This window comes from Brevibacterium sp. NPDC049920, assembly GCF_040656435.1.
Taxonomy (GTDB): Bacteria; Actinomycetota; Actinomycetes; order Actinomycetales; family Brevibacteriaceae; genus Brevibacterium; species Brevibacterium pityocampae.
Window position 1 is genome coordinate 174,903 of sequence record NZ_JBFAMF010000002.1, and the last position, 19,465, is coordinate 194,367.

Here is a 19,465-nt window from a genome sequence, read left to right on the forward strand (position 1 = left end):
ACCGACCCTCGACGACCTGTGGATGAGCGCGCGGCCGTCCACCGCAACCGACCGCAGGCGAGGCCGGGGCTGTGACCCGAGGACGGGCCGGACCCTCAGCCGGTGTCAGGGGCGCGTCTGCACGGCGACGCCGAGCGCGCCGGGTCCCACGTGGGCGGTGATCACCGTGGAGAGCACCTCGGTGCGCACCACGGTGCCGGCGGGAAGATCCGCGGCGGCGAGCTTCTCCTGCATCCGCCGCACCCCGGCCCCGGCGGTCTCCGGGGTCGACTCGGGGTGGAGGAGGACGACCTCGAGCGCGGCGTCGGCCGCCCGCTCCCGGTACTCCGCACAGGATTCCGCGACGAGCGCGACGAGCCGGTCCTCGGCCTTCGCCATCGTCCGCACCCGGGCCAACGGCACCACCGCGCCCTCGCGCAGCCCGAGCACCGGGGTGATCGCGAGCGCCCGCCCGAGCAGCGAGGCCGCCCGCCCGATCCGGCCGCCGCGCCGCAGGTACTCGAGATCCTCAGGGACGAAGAAGGTGCGGGTCTCGGCCTCGCACCAGTCGGCGACCTCCCCGGTGACGGCCGCCGGCGGCAGATCGGAGGCGATGCCGGCGACGGCCACCGCGACCGCTCCGGCGAGTCCGGCCGAGGTGGTGCGGGAGTCGATGAGGTGCACGGTGAGCTCGGGGTGCTCGGCCGCAGCGGCGACCGCCGAGCCGTGCGTGCCGGAGAGCACCGCGGGCAGGGTGAGGACGAGCACCTCGACCGCACCGCGCTCCGCGAGCTCGCCGAGCGCGGCGGAGAACGCCTGCGCGCTCGGCATCGACGTCTGCACACGGGCGCCGGAGCGCATGTGCTCGCACAGCTCGTCGGGCGACCATCCGCCGTCGGCGCGCATCTCCTCACCCACCTCCACGCTGAGGTCGACGACGCGGAAGAGACCGCCGAGCGCCGCCTCGAGCTCCGCACGCCGGGCGGCGGACAGCTGGGCGGTGGAGTCGACGACGACGGCGGTGCTCATGGCCGACCCAGCGCCCGATACGTCCAGCCGGCTGCGCGCCACTGCACGGGGTCGAGGACGTTGCGGCCGTCGACGATCGCCCGGCCGCGCACCAGGTCCGCCGCGTGCTCGGGCTCGAGCTGCCGGTACTGCGGCCATTCGGTGAGGAGGAGCACCGCGTCGGCATCGCGCAGCGCCGTGTCGAGGTCGGGCTCGTAGCCGAGGTCGGGGAACATCCGGCGTGCGTTGTCGATCGCCTGCGGGTCGGTGACGGTGACGGTGCCGCCCTGGAGGCTGATGAGGCCGGCGACCGCGAGCGCCGGCGAGTCCCGGACGTCGTCAGAGTCGGGCTTGAAGGCGGCTCCGAGGATGGTGATGTGCTTGCCGATGAACGAGCCGTGGACGACTTCGCGGGCGAGGTCGACCATGCGCACCCGGCGGCGCATGTTGATCGAGTCGATCTCGCGGAGGAACGCGACCGCCTGGTCCGCGCCGAGCTCCCCGGCCCGGGCCATGAACGCCCGGATGTCCTTGGGCAGGCAGCCGCCGCCGAAGCCGAGGCCGGCGTTGAGGAACTTGCGGCCGATCCGGTCGTCCATCCCGATCGCGTCGGCGAGCAGCGTGACGTCCGCCCCGGCGGCCTCGCACAGCTCGGCCATCGCGTTGATGAAGGAGATCTTCGTGGCGAGGAAGGAGTTCGCCGCGGTCTTGACGAGCTCGGCGGTCGCGTAGTCGGCGACGAGGCGCGGGGTGCCGGCGGCGAGCGTCGCCGCGTACACCTCATCCAGCGCGGCGGTCGCCTGCTCGCCGGCCGCGCCCTCGGGCACGCCGTAGACGAGCCGGTCCGGGGTCACGGTGTCCTCCACCGCATGGCCCTCACGGAGGAACTCGGGGTTCCACGCGAGCTCGGCGCCGGTGGGTCGGATGAGCTCGGCGAGGCGGGCGGCGGTGCCGACCGGCACGGTCGACTTGCCGACGACGAGGTCCCCGGCCTTGAGGACCGGGAGCAGCGATTCGACGGCGGCGTCGACATAGGTGAGATCGGCGGCGAACTCGCCGCGACGCTGCGGGGTGCCCACGCACACGAAGTGGACGGTCGCCTCAGCAACCGCCGCGATGTCGGTGGTGAAGGTGAGGACGGCCGGGGCGTCGGCGTCGTCGCTCTGCGCGGAGGCGAGCAGCTCCTCGAGGCCGGGCTCGAAGAACGGCGCACGTGCGGCGGAGAGCGACTCGATCTTCGCCTCGTCGACGTCGACGCCGACCACGCGGTGTCCGAGCGACGCCATGGCCGCGGCGTGGACCGCGCCGAGGTACCCGCATCCGATGACCGAGATCGTGCTCATGTTCCACCTGTCCTTGTGTTCGCTGTCGCGGCGGCAGGGCCCGCCGCCTCCCAGCATAGAGCGACCCGCCGCCGCACCGCTCACCGGCCGGCGGGTCGGATGCGCGTGGGCAGGCTGCGCATTGAGTACCCTGGGGGCGTGAAGCGATTCGGTGATTTCCTCGTCAACTCCCCCGCCGCACTGCAGCTCGGGGGGACGACGGTCGTGCTGCTCGTCCTCTTCCTCATCCCCGCTCTCCATCCGATCGCTTGGATCATCGGTCTGCTCGCCGTCGTCGTGCTCGCCGGGGTGCTCGTGCTGTGGTTCCTCGAGTGGCGGCGCACCCAGGACCGGATCGACCAGCTCAACGCCCGCCTGGCAAAGGCGCACGCGGCGATCGGCGGGGTCAGCCTGAGCCCGGTCGCCGAGGACGAGCCGTCGGCCGACACCGTGCGCGCCGAGCGCATCCGGGAGCTCTTCCCCACGGGCTCGGGCCTCGTCCAGGAGCTGCGGGTGGAGTCCGGCTTCAGCCCTCTGCCGACCGCACTCGTGGCCCCGCTGCGGGAGTTCCTCGACGAGTTCTCGCACGCGAGCTTCGAGAACCCCGCCTCGCATTTCGCCTTCATGGACCTCTACCGGGCCGGCACCGCGCTCACCGAGTGGCTCGACTCGCAGACCCAGGACACCGCCGGGAAGCTCGAGATGGTGCCCGGTGACGTGCGTGAGGGCGGCTGGCGCGGCTTCGCCGAGGCGCGCGAGGCCGGGCAGCATCGGATCGATGCCTTCCTCACCACCCGTCAGGCCTTCGAGCGCACCGCCCTGGAGAACGACGTCCTCGGATGAGTCGGCGCCTGCCGCCCGGTGCGGCCGCGGCCGCGGTGGCCGCCGGCGGGCTCCTCGGCACCCTCGGCCGGTTCGCGCTCACCGGGTCCCCCGTCTCCGAGCTCACTGCGCTCGCCCTCGTCAACGGCGCCGGCACCCTCGCCCTCGCCGTCCTGCTCAGCGCCCTGCACGGCATCGATTCGGCGCGCGCGAGCGGCTGGCGGCTGTTCGCCGGGACCGGCGTGTGCGGCTCGCTCACCACGTGCTCCGCGCTCGGGATCGCACTGCTCCGGACGGATCCCGCGACCGCGCTGCTCGCCGGCGCCGGGTTCGCCGTCGGCGGGACGCTGTGCGCGGGGCTGGGCTGGTGGGCCGGCCGGCGTCTCAGGCCGCGCCCATGATCGTCCTCGTGGGGCTCGCCGGGGCGGCGGGCGCGCTCACCCGCTGGCAACTCGATGCGGTGCTCACCCGGGTCCTGCCGCAGGCCTGGCGGCCCCTGTCGATCCTGCTCATCAACGTCCTCGGCAGCGGTCTGCTCGGCGTCCTCGCCGGGCATCCGGCGCCGGTGCCGGTCATCGCGGGTGCAGGGTTCCTCGGCGCCTTCACGACCTTCTCCACCGCTTTCGTCGACGTGCTCCGTCTGCTCCTGGCGCGGCGCCGGGCCGCGGCGGTGCTCTACGGCGCGGCGACCCTCGCGCTCAGCGTCGCCGCCGCGGCGGCCGGGTGCGCGCTCGGCGGGTGGTGAGGGGCACGTGGCCGAGGTGCCCCGCGGCCGGCAGGCCCGACGCCGGGTCGGTCGGTGGCATCGAGCTCAGCGCCGGATCCACCCCGCTCAGCGCCGTCGAGCTCAGTGCCGGATCCACCAGCTGTCGCTCGGGGCCACCGGCATCTGCCGCTTGTGCTCGCTCGACCGGTAGCGGTCTTCGATCCGCTGAGCGACCTCCGCTGCGACCTCGCGGCCCTCGAGGTAGTCGTCGATCTGCTCGTAGGTGAGCCCGAGCGAGGACTCGTCGGTCTGTCCCGGCGCCTCGTCGAGGAGATCCGCGGTGGGCGCCTTGAGATAGGTGCTCTCCGGGGCCTCCAGGTGGGCGAGCAGCGCCCTCCCCTGGCGCTTGGTCAGACCGGCCAGCGGCACGATGTCGGCCGCCCCGTCCCCGTGCTTGGTGTAGAAGCCGGTGACCGCTTCCGCGGCGTGGTCGGTGCCGATGACGAGCCGCGACTTCTCCGCGCCGATCGCGTACTGCACGACCATGCGCATCCGGGCCTTGACGTTGCCCTTGTTGAAGTCGCTGATCGGGTGGCCGAGCGCCTGCTCGAGATCCGCCGCCGTGCCGTCGGTGCCGCCGGCGATGTTCACCGTGAGCACCTCGTCGGCTCCGATGAAGTCGAGCGCGGTCCGGGCGTCGGCCTCGTCGTGCTGCTCCCGGTAGGGCAGGCGCACGGCGCAGAAGCGGGCCTCGTGCCGGCGGCGGCGCAGCTCCTCGGCGGCGAGCTGGGCGAGCCGCCCGGCGAGCGTCGAGTCTTGCCCGCCGGAGATCCCGAGCACGAACCCGGAGGCGCCGGCGGTGAGGCAGTACTCGACGAGGAACTGCACGCGCCGCTCGACCTCCACGGCGGGGTCGATCGAGGGCTGGACGCCCAGGGCCTGTCGGATGGAGTCGGAGAGTGCGCTCATACCCCCAGACTACCGACTCGATGTGACACCGGTGTTACCGCGTCAGGCGTCGGGCACGATGTTGACGAGCTTCGGGGCGCGCACGATGACCTTGCGGACTCGCGCGCCGTTGAGCGAGCGCTGCGCGCCCTTCGAGGCGAGCGCGAGTGCCTCGAGCTCGTCGGCGGCGATGTCCGGAGCGACCTCGAGCCGCTCGCGCACCTTCCCCTTGACCTGCACGACGCAGGTCACGGTGTCGGGCACCAGATAGCGCTCGTCGTGCACCGGGAACGGCACGTAGGTGATCGTCCCGGTGTGGCCGAGCAGCTCCCAGATCTCCTCGCCGAGGTGCGGGGCGAGCGGGGCGAGCATGACGGTGAGGGGCTCGATCACCTCGCGCGGGGCGACGCCCACCTTGGTCAGGTGGTTGGTGAGCACGATGAGCTTGGCGATCGCGGTGTTGAACCGCAGGTGCTCCATGTCCTCGCGGACCCCGGCGATCGTGCGGTGGAGGACCGCCCGGGTCGCATCGTCGGCCGGCTCCTCGGTCACGCGCGAGGCGCCGGTCGCCTCATCGACGACGAGGCGCCACACGCGCTGCAGGAAGCGCTGCGCGCCGCTCACCGCGCGGGTCTCCCAGGCACGGGACTGCTCGAGCGGACCCATCGACATCTCGTACACCCGGAAGGTGTCCGCGCCGTACTCGGCGTACATCTGGTCCGGGGTCACCATGTTCTTCAGCGACTTGCCCATCTTCCCGTACTCGCGGGAGACCTGCTTGCCCTCGTACCAGAACGTCGACTCGGAGCCCTCGACGCGCTCCTCGACCTCCTCGGCGGGCACATAGGCGCCGCGCTCGTCGGTGAAGGCGTAGGCCTGGATGTAGCCCTGGTTGATGAGCCGGTGGAACGGCTCGAAGGAGCTCACGTGGCCGAGGTCGAACAGCACCTTGTGCCAGAACCGGGCGTAGAGCAGGTGGAGCACGGCATGCTCGACGCCGCCGACGTAAAGGTCGACGCCGCCGGACTCGCCCGGGGCGTCCGGTCCCAGCCAGTAGGCCTCGTTGGCCGGGTCGACGAGCTTCTCCGCGTTGTGCGGGTCCGCGTAGCGCAGCTGGTACCAGGATGAGCCGGCCCAGTTGGGCATGGTGTTCGTCTCCCGGCGGTACACCTTGGGGCCGTCGCCGAGGTCGAGCGTGACGTTCACCCAGTCGGCATTGCGTCCCAGCGGCGGCTCGGGCTCGCTGTCGAGGTCGTCGGCGTCGAAGGTGCGCGGGGAGAAGTCGGGCACCTCGGGCAGGTCGACGGGCAGCTGGTCGGCGGGCAGCGCGATCGGCGTGCCGGCCTCGTCGTAGACGATGGGGAACGGCTCGCCCCAGTAGCGCTGGCGGGAGAACAGCCAGTCGCGCAGGCGGTACTGCGTGGTCGCCCGGGCCAGGCCCTTGCCCTCGAGCCAGGCGAGCATGCGGTCCTTGGCCTCGTCGACGGATGAGCCGTCGAGGTCGATCTCCGCGTTCCGCGAGTTGATCTTCGCGCCCTCGCCCGTGTAGGCGGAGTCCTCGTCGTGACCCTCGGCCGGCTGCACGGTGCGGATGTAGGGCAGGCCGAAGGCGCGCGCGAAGTCCCAGTCGCGCTGGTCCTCCGCGGGCACGCCCATGACCGCGCCGGTGCCGTACCCCATGAGGACGTAGTCGGCGACGAACACCGGCATGGACTCCCCCGTCGCGGGGTTGGTCACCGAGGTGCCGGTGAACACGCCGGACTTCTCACGGCTCTCCTGCCGCTCGACCGGGGTGAGGCGGGCGGCCCGCTGCTGGTAGGCGGCGACCGCCTCGGCCGGGGTGGCCGCTCCCCCGCGCCAGGATTCCGGCACGTCCGCGGCGTAGGACTCCGCGGTCACGGCGTCGACGAGCGGGTGCTCGGGGCTGAGCACGAGCGAGGTCGCGCCGAACAGGGTGTCCGGGCGAGTCGTGTAGACCTCGAGCGGGAGGCCGCCGGGGCCGTCGAAGGCGAGCACGGCACCGGTCGAGCGGCCGATCCAGTGGCGCTGCATGTGCTTGACCGCGGCCGGCCACTCGACGGTGTCGAGGTCGTCGGCCAGCCGGTCGGCGTACGCGGTGATCCGCATGTTCCACTGCTTGAGCCTGCGGGTGTAGACGGGGAAGTTGCCGCGCTCCGAGCGGCCCTCGGCGGTGACCTCCTCGTTCGCGAGCACGGTGCCCAGGCCGGGGCACCAGTTGACCGGGGCTTCGGAGATGTAGGCGAGGCGGTGCTGCTGGAGCACGGCCTCACGGGCCGCTGCGTCGAGCTCCGACCAGGGTGAACCGGTGCCGGTGTCGCGGCCGGCCTCGAACTGCGCGACGAGCTCGCTGATCGGGCGCGCGCCGCCCTGTCCGTCGCGCGCCTCGGGGTCGTACCAGGAGTCGAAGATCTGCAGGAAGATCCACTGCGTCCACTTGACGAACTCCGGGTCGGTCGTCGCGAAGGTGCGGGCGTCGTCGTGCCCGAGTCCGAGCCGCCGCAGCTGCCGGCGCATGTTCGCGATGTTCTCCTCGGTGGTGACCCGCGGGTGCTGGCCGGTCTGCACCGCGTACTGCTCCGCCGGCAGGCCGAAGGCGTCGTAGCCCAGCGAGTGCATGACGTTCTTGCCGAGCATCCGATTGAATCGCGCATAGACGTCGACGGCGAGGTAGCCGAGCGGATGCCCGACGTGCAGCCCCTTGCCCGAGGGGTAGGGGAACATGTCCATGAGGTACACCGGCTCGAGGTCGGCGGCGCGCACGCCCCGGGGCACCTCGGTGAGATCGCCGACGGGGTTGGGCGCCGCGAAGGTCCGGTTCTCCTGCCACCGCTGCTGCCACTTCGTCTCGATCCGTCCGGCGAGCTCCGCGTCGTAGCGGAAATCGACGGGATCGGGCTGCTCGGCGGCAGAGGTCATGGGTGTCCTTTCACAGGCGGATCAGGGGCCCCTCCATGGTACGCCCTGGCCCCCGTGGCTGCGAGGCGACGGCACGGCGGCGATCGCCGGTAGGCTACCGGCCGGTAGCCACGGCGCTCGGCCGCGGATTCCGCGCGCCTCCCGCCGGATGCGTGCGGAAGTATGGAGAAACGGCAACGATTCGCCTCCGGACTCCCACCCGGGTCCGCGATCCGCACTAGGATCGAGGGGACGCCCGCACCCCGAGTCCGTGGCCGTACGCACCGGTCGCAATCGAAGGAGACTTGCACATGACAGCGAACACCATGGTCCAGTCGGTCACACCGGTCGAGGGATTCGTGCTCGACACGACCTCGTCGACCACCGACACCCTGCTCGCCCGGGTCGCCGTCGACCCGCAGGCGCCGCTGCTCGCCAAGCCCGCCGGCGACGGCTGGACCGAGGTCACCGCCCAGGAGTTCCTCGACGACGTCCGGTCGGTGGCCCGCGGGCTCATCGCCAAGGGCGTCGAGCGCGGACAGCGGGTGGGCCTGTTCGGGCAGACCGCCTACGAGTGGACGCTCGCGGACTACGCGATCTGGTACGCCGGCGGCGTCACCGTGCCGTTCTACGAGACCTCGTCGAACGACCAGCTCATGTGGATGATCGAGGACGCCGAGGTCACCTGCGGGTTCGTCCAGTCCCAGGAGCACGCCGCGCGGATCGTGCGGGCCACCGAGGGCCGCGAGGCGACGATCTGGGTGTACGACGGCGCCGGCCTCGCCGAGCTCCGGGCGGCCGGGGAGGCAGTGTCCGAGCAGCAGCTCGAGGAGCGCCGCTCCTCCGTCACCTCCGAGGACGTCGCGACCCTGATCTACACCTCGGGCACCACCGGCAAGTCGAAGGGCTGCGTGCTCACCCACGCGAACTTCGTGCAGACCTCGCAGGCCGCCGCCCACCAGATCTCCGAGGTCGTCAGGCCCGGGAACCGGTGCCTGCTGTTCATCCCCCTCGCACACGTGTTCGCCCGCTTCATCCAGGTGCTGTCGATCAGCAACGGCGTGGTCCTCGCCCACAGCGCGGACCTCACCAAGCTCACCGACTCCCTTGGCACGTTCAAGCCGAACTTCATCCTCGGCGTGCCGCGCGTGTTCGAGAAGGTCTTCAACTCCGCGCTCGCCAAGGCCGAGGCCGGCGGCCGGGGGAAGATCTTCCGTCGCGCCGAATCCGTCGCCGTCGCCTACTCCCGCGCCCTCGACACCGGCTCCGTGCCGCTCGGCATCCGGGTCCAGCATGCGCTCTTCGATCGCCTCGTGTACTCGAAGCTCCGCGCGGTGATGGGCGGCGAGGCCACCCATGCGGTGTCCGGCGGCGGGCCCCTCGGCGAGCACCTCGGCCACTTCTACCGCGGCATCGGCCTCACCGTCCTCGAGGGCTACGGCCTCACCGAGACGACCGCGCCGATCACCGTCAACGTGACCGCGAACTCGAAGATCGGCACCGTCGGCGTGCCGCTGCCGGGCTGCGCGATCGCGATCGCCCCCGACGGCGAGGTCCTCGCCAAGGGCGTGAGCGTGTTCCGCGAGTACTGGAAGAACGAGAAGGCCACCGCGGAGTCGTTCGTCGACGGCTGGTTCGCCACCGGCGACATCGGTGAGCTCGACGCCGACGGCTACCTCCAGATCACCGGCCGCAAGAAGGAGCTCATCGTCACCTCGAGCGGCAAGAACGTCGCCCCGGCGCCGCTCGAGGACCAGCTGCGCCGCCACCCGATCATCGGCCAGCCGGTGGTCATCGGCGATAACCGGAAGTTCATCTCCGCGCTGATCTTCCTCGACCCGGAGATGCTCCCGGCGTGGCTCGAGAACAAGGGCCTGCCGGCGATGTCGCTCGAGGAGGCCGCCGGGCACGAGCGCGTGCAGCAGGCGGTGTCCCGCGCGATCGAGCGGGCCAACCAGACGGTGTCCAAGGCCGAGGGGATCAAGGAGTTCCGGATCGTGCCGACCGAGCTGTCGGAGCAGAACGGCTACCTGTCGGCCAAGCAGTCGGTCAAGCGCCACCTCATCGACCGCGACTTCAGCGAGGTCATCGAGTCGATCTACTCCACCGACACGCGACCCGGCACCACCGGCACCACCGGCGCCTGACGCCGGGAGCCGTCTGCGCCCACGCGGGGCGGCCGTCCGGACTCAGGTCCGGGCGGCCGCCCCGTTCGCGTTGCGCCGCCGGTGCTCCCGCCAGGTCACCGCGGCACCGGTGCCGGCGAGGACGAGCACGAGCGCCACGGTGCCGCCGATCGTCGTGTCGAGCACGCGGTGGGTGAGGATGAGCGACACCGGCGCCGGGGCGGAGAGCTGCCCGACGAGCAGCGCGAGCGGGGTGATGAACAGCAGCGCGAACCAGTACACCTGCCCGACGAAGAGCTCCGCGAGCACCTGGCACACCGCGGCGATGACGATGGTCACCGCGATCGAGGGCTCCGTGAGCAGGATGAGGCCGGTGACGACCACCCCGACGGCGGTGCCGAGGATCCGGTGGGCGATCCGGGTGACCTGCCGGGGCGCGTGCGGGCGGGGCATGCAGGCCGCGACCGCGACCGCCGCCCAGGAGGAGTGGCTGAGCCCGAGGCCCGCGGCGAGCAGCAGCGCGGTGACCACGCCGAGCGCGGTCTCCCCCGCATGGAGCCAGACGACGGGATCGCGCAGCGCGGCCGGCGTGCGGGTGACCTTCCGCAGCCGCTGGAGGTGCCGCCGGTGCCCGCCCCGGACCCTGCGGGGCAGCCACCCGAGGAGCGCGACGAGCACGCAGAAGATCACGGTGCCCACCGACAGCGCGTAGCGGGGCCAGAACTCCCCGGCGGTGAGCGGGATCGAGGAGATCACCGCGAAGGCGAAGACGAAGAACACCGAGCCGAACGGCACCCAGCCCATGACGGAGGACAGCACGACGCCGAGCGCGGAGACGAGGATGAGCCCGATCACCGTCGCGACCGGCGGGCCGCCGAGCAGCGCGACGAGCATCGCCGCGGCGATGATGAGGAGGAGCGTCGCGCCGGCCGTGCTCACCGTGATCCAGCGGGAGCGGTAGGCCTCCGAACGGCCGTAGAGGGAGGTGAAGGCGGCGAAGGCGACATAGGCCGACAAGTGCGGGACGCCGGCCAGCAGCAGCGCGAGCAGCGGCACGAGCACGCAGATCCCGGCGCGCAGCCCGGCCTCGACGTCGAGGCGGCCGAGAGACCTCGGCCACATCCAGCCCGGCACCCGCACCGCCCCCATGCTCCGCGCCCCCTGTCCGCTCCCGCTCTCCGGTCCCACCCCGGCCGTCCGTCCGGCGGTGCGCGAGTCCTGAGGCCCGGCGTCCGCCGCACCGGATCGTCTCACATCCGCGGCACCGGGTGCATGTGACAGGATGAATGGAGACCCGCTCGCCGCCGCCCGGGACACCCCCGAGGCGGCACCGGAGTCACCTCATCACCCCAGTCAGCGACAGGAGGACACCGTGGACGCGGAGCACGACACCAAGCGCAGCTACGTCACCCAGGGCCAGGAGTTCAACCGGGACACGAACTACATCACCGACCGGATCCTCGACGACCCGCAGGCCAAGTGGCCGGTCGAGGTGGGCCGCTACCGGCTCATCGCCGCGCGCGCCTGCCCGTGGGCGAACCGCACGATGATCGCCCGCCGGCTCCTCGGCCTCGAGGAGGCGATCTCGATCGGCATGCCCGGTCCCACCCACGACAAGCGCTCGTGGACCTTCGACCTCGACCCGGACGGGCGCGACCCGGTGCTCGGCATCGAGCGCCTCCAGCAGGCGTACTTCGCCCGGTTCCCCGACTACCCGCGCGGCATCACCGTGCCGGCGATCGTCGATGTGCGCAGCGGCCAGGTCGTGACGAACGACTACAACCAGATCACGCTCGACTTCTCCTCGCAGTGGCGCCGCTTCCAGCGGGAGGGCGCACCGGACCTCTACCCGGAGGCGCTGCGCGCGGAGATGGACCCGCTCATCAAGCTCATCTTCACCGAGGTCAACAACGGGGTGTACCGGTGCGGCTTCGCCGGTTCGCAGGAGGCCTACGAGAAGGCCTACGACCGGCTGTTCACCGCCCTCGACACGCTCGAGGCCCGGCTCGCCGACCGGCGCTTCCTCATGGGGGATGCGATCACCGAGGTCGACATCCGCCTGTTCACCACGCTCGTGCGCTTCGACCCGGTCTACTACTCCCACTTCAAGTGCAACCGCAACCGGCTCAGCGACTTCGAGAACCTCTGGGGGTACGCCCGGGACCTCTACCAGACGCCGGGATTCGGCGACACCGTGGACTTCGTGCAGATCAAGGAGCACTACTACATCGTCCACACCGACATCAATCCCACGCAGATCGTGCCGGTCGGCCCGGACCTCTCCGGCTGGCTCAGCCCGCACGGCCGCGACGAGCGGTTCGGCGGCTCGCCGTTCGGCGCCGGCACCCCGCCCGAGGCGCCGCTCCCCCACGACACCGTGGACCCGGCGCACACCGCGGCCGCCTGGACCTGAGCCGCGCGCTCATCACCTGACCCGCGCGCTCAGCGCGGGGCCCGGCACTCCCGGTGCCGGGCCCCGCGTGCGTCGAACCGGTCCCGTCAGCTCGGTGGTGGCGGAGTGCGAGGGGCGCGTCGCGCACGCAGCTGCCGGACTGCGGACCACACTGCGATCAGCAGCGCGAGGACCGCTCCGAACGGCAGGACGCTGTTGCCGATCATGATGAGGATGATCGTACCGATCGCGTTGTACCCGCCCGCGAGGAAATCACTGAGATCGAAGATGGCCCCGACCAGCGTGGGGCCCGCTGCAAGGAGGAACCCCAGACCGAGAACGACCGCCAATCGCCGTTCCGGGACGAGCAGCCACGCACCGACGGCCCCCGCCGCCACAGCGAGGACTCCCAGGGCGATCCCTTTCACCAGGCTCGGCACGACATCGACGCCGCCGTCCATGAACACGACCAGGACACTGCGACACATGAGGTAGCCCACCGCTGAGACCAGCAGGGCGGCGTACCCTGCGATCGCTGTGAAGCTCTGCGTGCTCATCGTCCGTCCCCGATCCTCGCTGACCGTGGTCCGATCCCGCTCAGCGCGCCTCGGGGCCCTCGGCCTCGATCTGCTCGGTGAGGTGCTTCTCCCTCCGGTTGCGGCGGATGCGGCGGGTCACCCACCACACGACGGCGATGACGATGACCGCGATGACGATCTTCTGGAAGACGCCCGCGTAGTTCTCCACCACGTGCCAGTTCTCGCCGAGCAGGTAGCCGGCGACGACGAAGATCGTGTTCCAGATCGCGCTGCCGGCGGTGGTCAGCGCCATGAACAGCCACAGGTTCATCTTCTCCACACCGGCGGGGATGGAGATGAAGGAGCGGAAGATCGGCACCATCCGACCGAAGAACACCGCAGCCTGACCGTGGCGCTCGAACCACGCGACGGTCTTGTCGATGTCGTCGATGTCGACGAGCGGGATCTTCGAGGCCCAGCGGCGCAGCCGGTCGAGGCCGAACACGTAGCCGATGTAGTACAGCGCGATGGCGCCGACGAGCGAGCCGATGGTCGCCCACACGATCGCCGCGACGAGGTTCATCGACCCCTGGGAGGCGGTGAATCCGGCGAGCGGCAGGATGAGCTCGCTGGGGATCGGCGGGAAGATGTTCTCGAGCGCCACCATGAGGCCCACGCCCACGGCACCGAGGCTCTCCATCACCGAGACCACCCAGCCGGTGAAGCCGGTGAGCGCCTGTCCGGACCCGGCGGCCGCGATCGTCGTCACGTCTGCAGTCATGCACGACAGCCTAACGACCCGGTGACAGCTCCCCCTCCAGGCCACGCCCAGGGCGACGGGGCTCCCCGGGTACGATCGTGGGTGCAGTACAGTCGGATCCGCAGCCCCGCATGCCGAATGTCGAGTGACGAGCAAGGAATATTGAGGACATGGAATCCAGCGAACGCCTCCTGACGAATTCGCAGTCGGCCGCGAAGGCGGGCGGCGGCTTCATGCGCAAGCCTGCCGTGCGCCACCTCATGGCGACGGTCGAGCGCTTCAACCTGCGGCTCGGCAACCAGTTCGGCGCGGCGATCACGTACTTCCTCGTCCTCGCCCTCATCCCCACGCTGATGTTCGCGTTCGCCGCCCTCGGCTTCGTGCTCGACGTCGTGCGCCCCGAATGGGTGGGCACGATCACCGATTTCCTCGAGGACGCCGCACCCGGGCAGGACGCCCTCGTCGAGATGCTCCAGAACTTCCTCGACAACTGGCAGGCCGTCGGCCTCGTCGGTGTGCTGTCGGCGCTCTACACCGCGCAGGGATTCATCGGCAACCTCAAGGACGCGATCCGCGCCCAGCTGCGCAGCGAGATGGGTGCCAAGCCGCAGGAGAACTTCATCGTCCGCACGGTGAACAACATCGTCACCCTGCTCGGCATCCTCGTCGGCGCCGCGATCACCATCGGACTCACCGTGATCGGCACCGGCCTGCAGACGACGATCGTCGACTGGCTCGGCCTGCCCGGCTGGGTCACCCCGGTCCTCACCATCACCCCGATCCTCATCACGCTCGCGATGTCGTGGCTGATCTTCATGTTCATGTTCACGATGATCCCGGTCACCCCGATCCCCAAGCGCACCCGCATGCTCGGCTCCCTCATGGGCGCCGTCGCCCTCACCGTTCTCCTCAACCTCGCCACCCTGCTCATCGACCTGTTCTCCGGCTCGCCCACCGCCGCGCTGTTCGGGCCCGTCATCGCGATCATGCTGTCGATGAACGTGTTCGCCCGCATCATCCTCGTCGTCGCCGCCTGGATGGGCACCGCCGACGACCAGCCGATCTTCGGCGAGATCCCGCCCGCGCCCCGGAAGTACGAGGAGAAGCAGGAATCCGAGCTCGGTGCTTCGATCCTCGCGCTCGGCGCGGGCGCCGGCCTCATCGCGCTCACCATCCTCGGCTTCAAGCGGATCAGCGACGACGAGGACGCGTGATCGACCGGGCCTTCTTCGACCGGCCGGTCCTCGAGGTCGCGCCGGAGGTGCTCGGCGGGGTCCTCACCCGCCGGCAGCCCGGTGTCGAGCCGGTGTCGATCAGGATCACCGAGGTCGAGGCGTACGACGGCCGGATCGACCCCGCCTCCCACGCCTACCGCGGTCGGACCCGCCGCAACGCCACGATGTTCGGCCCGCCCGGCCACCTCTACTGCTACTTCATCTACGGCATGCACCACTCGCTCAACATGGTGTGCGAGGCCGCCGGCGCCCCGACCGGTCTGCTGCTGCGCGCCGGCGAGGTCACCGCCGGCCATGAGCTCGTGCGCGCCCGCCGCTCCGTGCGGCGCCGCACCCCGCTGCGCGACCGCGACCTGGCGCGCGGGCCCGGCTGCGTCGCCCAGGCCTTCGGGGCGGGTCCGGAGACCGATGGCGCGGACCTGTTCGGCGGCGAATGGACCTTCGCGACCCCGCCGGCGCCGGTGGAGCATGTCACCGGCCCGCGCGTGGGGGTGAGCGGGGACGGCGCCGATCCCGCGGTGTTCCCCTGGCGGTTCCGGATCCCCGGCGACCCCACGGTGTCCGCGTTCGTCCCGGGGCGGAGGAAGGCCCGCCGATGACGTACCGCAAATCCGCCTCCCACGTCCCCGACGGGTTCTTCGCCACCGAGGCCGCCGGACTCCGCTGGCTCGCCGAGACCCGGACCGTGCCCGTCGTCGAGGTGCGCGCGGTCCACGCCCACGCGCTCGACCTCGAACGGCTCACCGAGGTGCCGCCCACCCCTCAGGCCGCCCGCACCTTCGGTGCCGGGCTCGCCGCCCTCCACCGTGCGCCGTGCCCGCCGCACGGCACCCTGCCGCCGGGTGTCGAGCAGTACTTCTTCGGCCCGCTGTCCGAGCCGCTGCCCATCGACACCGCGATCTCGGAGTCGATGGGCGAGGCGAGCGCCGTGCGGCTCGCCTCCCTCGCCCGCCTCCTGGACCCCGGCATCCCCGCACTCGGTGCGGTGATCGACCGGCTCGCCGCCGGGGAGTTCGACGACGATGCCCCGCCGGCCCGCCTCCACGGCGACCTGTGGGCGGGCAACCTCCTCTTCACCGGGGTCGGCGGCACCCTCATCGACCCGGCCGCGATCGCCGGCCACCCGCTCGTCGACCTCGCCATGCTCTCCCTGTTCGGCGCCCCGCACCTGCAGCACATCCTCGCCGCCTGGGAGGACGCCTACGGCACGGCGGAGCTCGGCGCCGATTGGCGCGAGCGCCTGGGCCTCCACCAGCTGTTCGGGCTCACCGCCCACGCGGTGCTGTTCGGCGGCGGCTACCGGGAGTCCACCGCCCGGCTCGCCGAGCGCTACGCCTGAGATGAAAGGATGGAAGACATGACAGTCATCAAGATCAACGCCCTCACCGTCCCCGCGGAGACCGGCGACGAGATCGTCGCCCGGTTCGAGCCGGCGATCGGTCGGCTGCCGGACCTCGAGGGGTTCGTCCGGTTCCAGCTCCTCAAGCCCACCGACGGCTCCGAGCAGTGGTTCGTGCTCACCGAATGGGCCGACGAGGAGGCCTACGAGGGCTGGAAGGCCTCGCGCGCCTTCTCCCGCTCCCATGATTCGGACGGCGACCGGCCGGCACCCGTCGCCACCGGCTCCCAGCTCCTCGAGTTCGTGCCGGCGCTGAGCATCGGCGGCTGATCCGCTCCGGCGCGATCGCTCGGCGCACCCGACCACACCGCGGACCCGCGCGGTCCGCATTCCTGGACACACCGGGTAAAATCGATGCGTATCCTCTGTTCGACGTTGAAGGGACCGACAGGTGACTGACCAGACCACTGCGAAGATGCAGGAGTGGGCGACCAAGCAGGACGCCGCAGAGAGGATGATCCCCGTCGTGGGCCGCCTCTACCGCAACAACGATGTGCTCCTCACGGTGTACGGCCGCAGCCTGCTCAACAAGTCGGTCAACGGCATCATCAAGGCCCACCGCTACGCCCGCCACTTCGACGGCACCGACCTCGACGTCGAGCAGACCCTCGCGATCGTCGAGGGTCTCGAGAGCCTCAACCTCGGCTCCTGCGGGATCGACCTCGGCCGGCTCGCCGCCGCCCACCGCGAGGCCGGCGACACCGACCTCACCGCGTTCCTCCGTGAGCAGCTCGGGGATGCGATCGGCGGGGCGGCCGAGGACGAGCCCGCTCCCCGCGATGTCGTGCTCTACGGCTTCGGCCGGATCGGCCGCCTGCTCGCCCGGATCCTCATCGACCGCGCCGGCGGCACCGGGATGCGCCTGCGCGCGGTGGTGGTGCGCCGCGGCGGCGACAACGACATCGTCAAGCGCGCCTCCCTGCTCCGCCGCGACTCGGTGCACGGCAAGTTCGACGGCACCATCGTCGTCGACCAGGAGAAGAACACCATCCTCGCCAACGGCGTGCTCATCCAGGTGATCTACTCCGACGACCCCTCCTCCGTCGACTACACGCAGTACGGCATCACCGACGCGATCATCGTCGACAACACCGGCAAGTGGCGCGACGAGGCCGGCCTCCGCAAGCACCTCGCGTGCCCGGGCGCCTCCAAGGTGCTGCTCACCGCGCCGGGCAAGGGCGACGTGAAGAACATCGTCTACGGCGTCAACAACGCCGACATCCTGCCCGAGGACACCGTCGTGTCCGCCGCCTCGTGCACGACGAACGCGATCACCCCGGTGCTCAAGGCGCTCAACGACGAGTTCGGCGTGCGCAACGGCCACGTCGAGACCGTCCACTCCTTCACCAACGACCAGAACCTCATCGACAACTTCCACAAGGGCGAGCGTCGCGGCCGGGCCGCCGGCCTCAACATGGTGCTCACCGAGACCGGCGCGGCGAAGGCCGTCGCGAAGGCGCTGCCGGAGCTCGCCGGGAAGCTGTCGGGCAACGCGATCCGCGTCCCCACCCCGAACGTGTCGATGGCGATCCTCAACCTCAACCTCGCGCGCGAGACCACGGTCGAGGAGCTCAACACCTTCCTGCGCGAGACCTCGCTCCGCTCCCCGCTGCGCAACCAGGTCGACTACATCGCCTCCCCCGAGGTCGTGTCGAGCGACTTCGTCGGCTCCAAGCGCGCCGGTGTGGTCGACGGGCTGGCGACGATCGTCGACGGCGACCGGGTCGTCGTCTACGTCTGGTACGACAACGAGTTCGGGTACTCCTGCCAGGTCGTCCGCTGCATCGCCGACATGGCCGGGGTCGACACCCCGTCCTACCCCGCGCGCGCCTGAGCCATGGGCTTCGTCCTGGCGCTGGACGAGGGCACGACGTCCACCCGTGCGGTCATCTTCTCCGAGGATGGCCGCACGGCGGCGTCTCACACCCAGGAGTTCACCCAGCACTTCCCGGCCACCGGGCACGTCGAGCACGATGCCACGGAGATCTGGCGCACGAGCCGTGAGGTGATCGGCCGCGTCATGGGGTCCGCCCAGCTCACGCAGGGCGATATCACCGCGCTCGGCATCACCAACCAGCGCGAGACGACGATCCTGTGGGACCGGAGCACCGGCCGCCCCGTCCACCGGGCGCTCGTCTGGCAGGACACCCGCGGCGGTGAGCACGTCGCCGCACTCGCCGAGCACGCCGAGGAGATCCAGCAGATCACCGGGCTGCCGGTGAACACGTACTTCTCCGCGATCAAGCTGCTCTGGCTGCTCGACTCCGACCCCGGGATCCGCGAGCGCGCCGAGGCCGGGGAGCTCCTCTTCGGCACCGTCGACACCTGGCTGATCTGGAACCTCACCGGGGGCACCGACGGCGGGATCCACGTCACCGACCCGACGAACGCCTCGCGCACCATGCTCATGGACCTGCGCACCCGCACCTGGTCGGACCGGATGCTCGAGCTCACCGGGATCCCGGCGGCGCTGCTCCCGGAGATCCGGCCCTCGGTGGGCGAGTTCGGGCGGGTCGCGGACCGGCAGCTGCTCGGCGGGGTGCCGATCACCGGGGTGCTCGGCGACCAGCAGGCCGCCGCGTTCGGGCAGTGCGCCTTCTCCCCCGGCGACACGAAGAACACCTACGGCACCGGCTGCTTCCTGCTGACGAACACCGGCGGGGACATCCGACGCTCCGAGCACGGGCTCGTGAGCACCGTCGCCTACGAGATCGCCGGTGAGGATCCCGTGTATGCGCTCGAGGGGTCGATCGCCGTCGCCGGCTCGCTCGTCCAGTGGCTGCGCGACTCCCTCGGCATCATCCGCACCTCGCAGGAGGTCGAGGAGCTCGCGGCGAGCGTCGAGGACTGCGGGGACGTGTACTTCGTGCCGGCGTTCTCCGGCCTGTTCGCCCCGCGCTGGCGCTCCGATGCCCGCGGCACGCTCGTCGGCCTCACCCGTTTCTCCACTAAGGCGCACATCGCCCGGGCTGCGCTCGAGTCCACCGCCTTCCAGACCGCCGAGGTGCTCACCGCGATGCGGGAGGACTCCGGGTTCGCGATCCGCCGGATCGCCGCCGACGGCGGGATGAGCGTCAACGACGCCCTCATGCAGTTCCAGGCCGATGTCGCCGACTGCGAGGTCGTCCGCCCAGAGCTCGTCGAGTCCACCGCGCTCGGGGCCGCCTTCGCCGCCGGGATCGGCGCCGGGGTGCACTCGGGCACCGCGGAGATCGCGGCATTCGCCGTGCACCGCGAGTCGTGGACGCCGCAGATCTCCGCGGACGAGCGCAACCGTGTTCTCGCACGCTGGGACCAGGCGGTGCAGCGCTCGCTCGGCTGGGTCGAGTGACTC

Annotated in this window: 18 protein-coding genes; 11 read left to right on the forward strand and 7 right to left on the reverse strand. The window is 71.2% G+C overall.

All coding sequences use genetic code 11. From position 1 onward, the window contains the following. Positions 1–105: 105 nt before the first annotated feature. Together AB0I45_RS02635 and AB0I45_RS02640 are read right to left on the reverse strand one after the other, a co-directional pair. Positions 106–1,008, reverse strand: coding sequence for a DegV family protein (locus AB0I45_RS02635; protein WP_137319870.1), 903 nt, complete (start codon positions 1,006–1,008; stop codon positions 106–108). Next, positions 1,005–2,330 carry a UDP-glucose/GDP-mannose dehydrogenase family protein gene (locus AB0I45_RS02640; RefSeq protein ID WP_295687764.1) on the reverse strand — a complete coding sequence of 442 codons (1,326 nt, stop codon included), beginning with the start codon at positions 2,328–2,330 and terminating at the stop codon, positions 1,005–1,007. The genes AB0I45_RS02635 and AB0I45_RS02640 overlap by 4 nt, the downstream gene beginning before the upstream one ends. Before the next feature lie 138 nt (positions 2,331–2,468). On the opposite strand from AB0I45_RS02640, the gene AB0I45_RS02645 reads away from it, so the two are divergent. From AB0I45_RS02645 to AB0I45_RS02655, 3 genes are read left to right on the forward strand one after another with little or no spacing between them, the layout of a single operon-like run. Then, positions 2,469–3,152: a hypothetical protein gene (locus AB0I45_RS02645; protein WP_295687761.1), complete on the forward strand. Its 684-nt coding sequence runs from the start codon at positions 2,469–2,471 to the stop codon at positions 3,150–3,152. Next, the gene (locus tag AB0I45_RS02650; RefSeq protein ID WP_295687758.1) at positions 3,149–3,532 is read left to right on the forward strand and encodes a CrcB family protein; all 384 of its coding nucleotides are present in this window, start codon (positions 3,149–3,151) and stop codon (positions 3,530–3,532) included. The genes AB0I45_RS02645 and AB0I45_RS02650 overlap by 4 nt, the downstream gene beginning before the upstream one ends. After that, the gene (locus tag AB0I45_RS02655) at positions 3,529–3,876 is read left to right on the forward strand and encodes a CrcB family protein (RefSeq protein WP_137319874.1); all 348 of its coding nucleotides are present in this window, start codon (positions 3,529–3,531) and stop codon (positions 3,874–3,876) included. The genes AB0I45_RS02650 and AB0I45_RS02655 overlap by 4 nt, the downstream gene beginning before the upstream one ends. Positions 3,877–3,978: 102 nt before the next feature. On the opposite strand, the gene nadE is transcribed toward AB0I45_RS02655, so the two are convergent. Next, positions 3,979–4,806 carry an ammonia-dependent NAD(+) synthetase gene (gene nadE, locus AB0I45_RS02660; protein ID WP_137319875.1) on the reverse strand — a complete coding sequence of 276 codons (828 nt, stop codon included), beginning with the start codon at positions 4,804–4,806 and terminating at the stop codon, positions 3,979–3,981. A 42-nt stretch (positions 4,807–4,848) separates the two neighbouring features. Continuing rightward, a complete protein-coding gene (gene leuS / locus AB0I45_RS02665) occupies positions 4,849–7,722 on the reverse strand; it encodes a leucine--tRNA ligase (protein ID WP_295687750.1) in 2,874 nt (957 codons plus the stop codon). A 290-nt stretch (positions 7,723–8,012) separates the two neighbouring features. Between leuS and AB0I45_RS02670 the strand changes: the two genes are divergently transcribed. Continuing rightward, a complete protein-coding gene (locus tag AB0I45_RS02670) occupies positions 8,013–9,848 on the forward strand; it encodes an AMP-dependent synthetase/ligase (protein WP_295687747.1) in 1,836 nt (611 codons plus the stop codon). Positions 9,849–9,890: 42 nt separating this feature from the next. Here AB0I45_RS02670 and AB0I45_RS02675 read toward each other — a convergent pair whose 3' ends face one another. Beyond that, positions 9,891–10,949 (reverse strand): FUSC family protein, encoded by a 1,059-nt coding sequence (locus AB0I45_RS02675; RefSeq protein ID WP_295687745.1) that lies wholly within the window; start codon positions 10,947–10,949, stop codon positions 9,891–9,893. Between the two features lie 160 nt (positions 10,950–11,109). On the opposite strand from AB0I45_RS02675, the gene AB0I45_RS02680 reads away from it, so the two are divergent. Next, the gene (locus AB0I45_RS02680; RefSeq protein ID WP_295687742.1) at positions 11,110–12,240 is read left to right on the forward strand and encodes a glutathione S-transferase C-terminal domain-containing protein; all 1,131 of its coding nucleotides are present in this window, start codon (positions 11,110–11,112) and stop codon (positions 12,238–12,240) included. 86 nt (positions 12,241–12,326) lie between these two features. Here the strand turns inward: AB0I45_RS02680 and AB0I45_RS02685 are convergent, their stop codons facing one another. Together AB0I45_RS02685 and AB0I45_RS02690 are read right to left on the reverse strand one after the other, a co-directional pair. Beyond that, positions 12,327–12,776, reverse strand: coding sequence for a hypothetical protein (locus AB0I45_RS02685; protein WP_295687740.1), 450 nt, complete (start codon positions 12,774–12,776; stop codon positions 12,327–12,329). A gap of 40 nt (positions 12,777–12,816) precedes the next feature. Further along, positions 12,817–13,518 carry a DedA family protein gene (locus tag AB0I45_RS02690; protein WP_254668796.1) on the reverse strand — a complete coding sequence of 234 codons (702 nt, stop codon included), beginning with the start codon at positions 13,516–13,518 and terminating at the stop codon, positions 12,817–12,819. A 149-nt stretch (positions 13,519–13,667) separates the two neighbouring features. On the opposite strand from AB0I45_RS02690, the gene AB0I45_RS02695 reads away from it, so the two are divergent. The 6 genes from AB0I45_RS02695 to glpK all read left to right on the forward strand — a co-directional run bounded on the left by AB0I45_RS02695 (position 13,668) and on the right by glpK (position 19,462). Further along, positions 13,668–14,711 carry a YhjD/YihY/BrkB family envelope integrity protein gene (locus AB0I45_RS02695; protein ID WP_295687737.1) on the forward strand — a complete coding sequence of 348 codons (1,044 nt, stop codon included), beginning with the start codon at positions 13,668–13,670 and terminating at the stop codon, positions 14,709–14,711. Further along, entirely contained in the window at positions 14,708–15,331 is a 624-nt protein-coding gene (locus AB0I45_RS02700) for a DNA-3-methyladenine glycosylase (RefSeq protein WP_295687734.1), read from the forward strand. The genes AB0I45_RS02695 and AB0I45_RS02700 overlap by 4 nt, the downstream gene beginning before the upstream one ends. Next, positions 15,328–16,071: a fructosamine kinase family protein gene (locus AB0I45_RS02705; RefSeq protein ID WP_295687730.1), complete on the forward strand. Its 744-nt coding sequence runs from the start codon at positions 15,328–15,330 to the stop codon at positions 16,069–16,071. Before AB0I45_RS02700 ends, AB0I45_RS02705 begins: the two co-directional genes overlap by 4 nt. A gap of 18 nt (positions 16,072–16,089) precedes the next feature. Further along, positions 16,090–16,401 carry an antibiotic biosynthesis monooxygenase gene (locus AB0I45_RS02710; protein WP_295687727.1) on the forward strand — a complete coding sequence of 104 codons (312 nt, stop codon included), beginning with the start codon at positions 16,090–16,092 and terminating at the stop codon, positions 16,399–16,401. A gap of 121 nt (positions 16,402–16,522) precedes the next feature. After that, positions 16,523–17,965, forward strand: a complete 1,443-nt coding sequence (locus AB0I45_RS02715) for a glyceraldehyde-3-phosphate dehydrogenase (protein WP_247618753.1) — start codon at positions 16,523–16,525, stop codon at positions 17,963–17,965. A gap of 3 nt (positions 17,966–17,968) precedes the next feature. Next, positions 17,969–19,462: a glycerol kinase GlpK gene (gene glpK, locus AB0I45_RS02720; RefSeq protein ID WP_295687723.1), complete on the forward strand. Its 1,494-nt coding sequence runs from the start codon at positions 17,969–17,971 to the stop codon at positions 19,460–19,462. Positions 19,463–19,465: the final 3 nt, after the last annotated feature.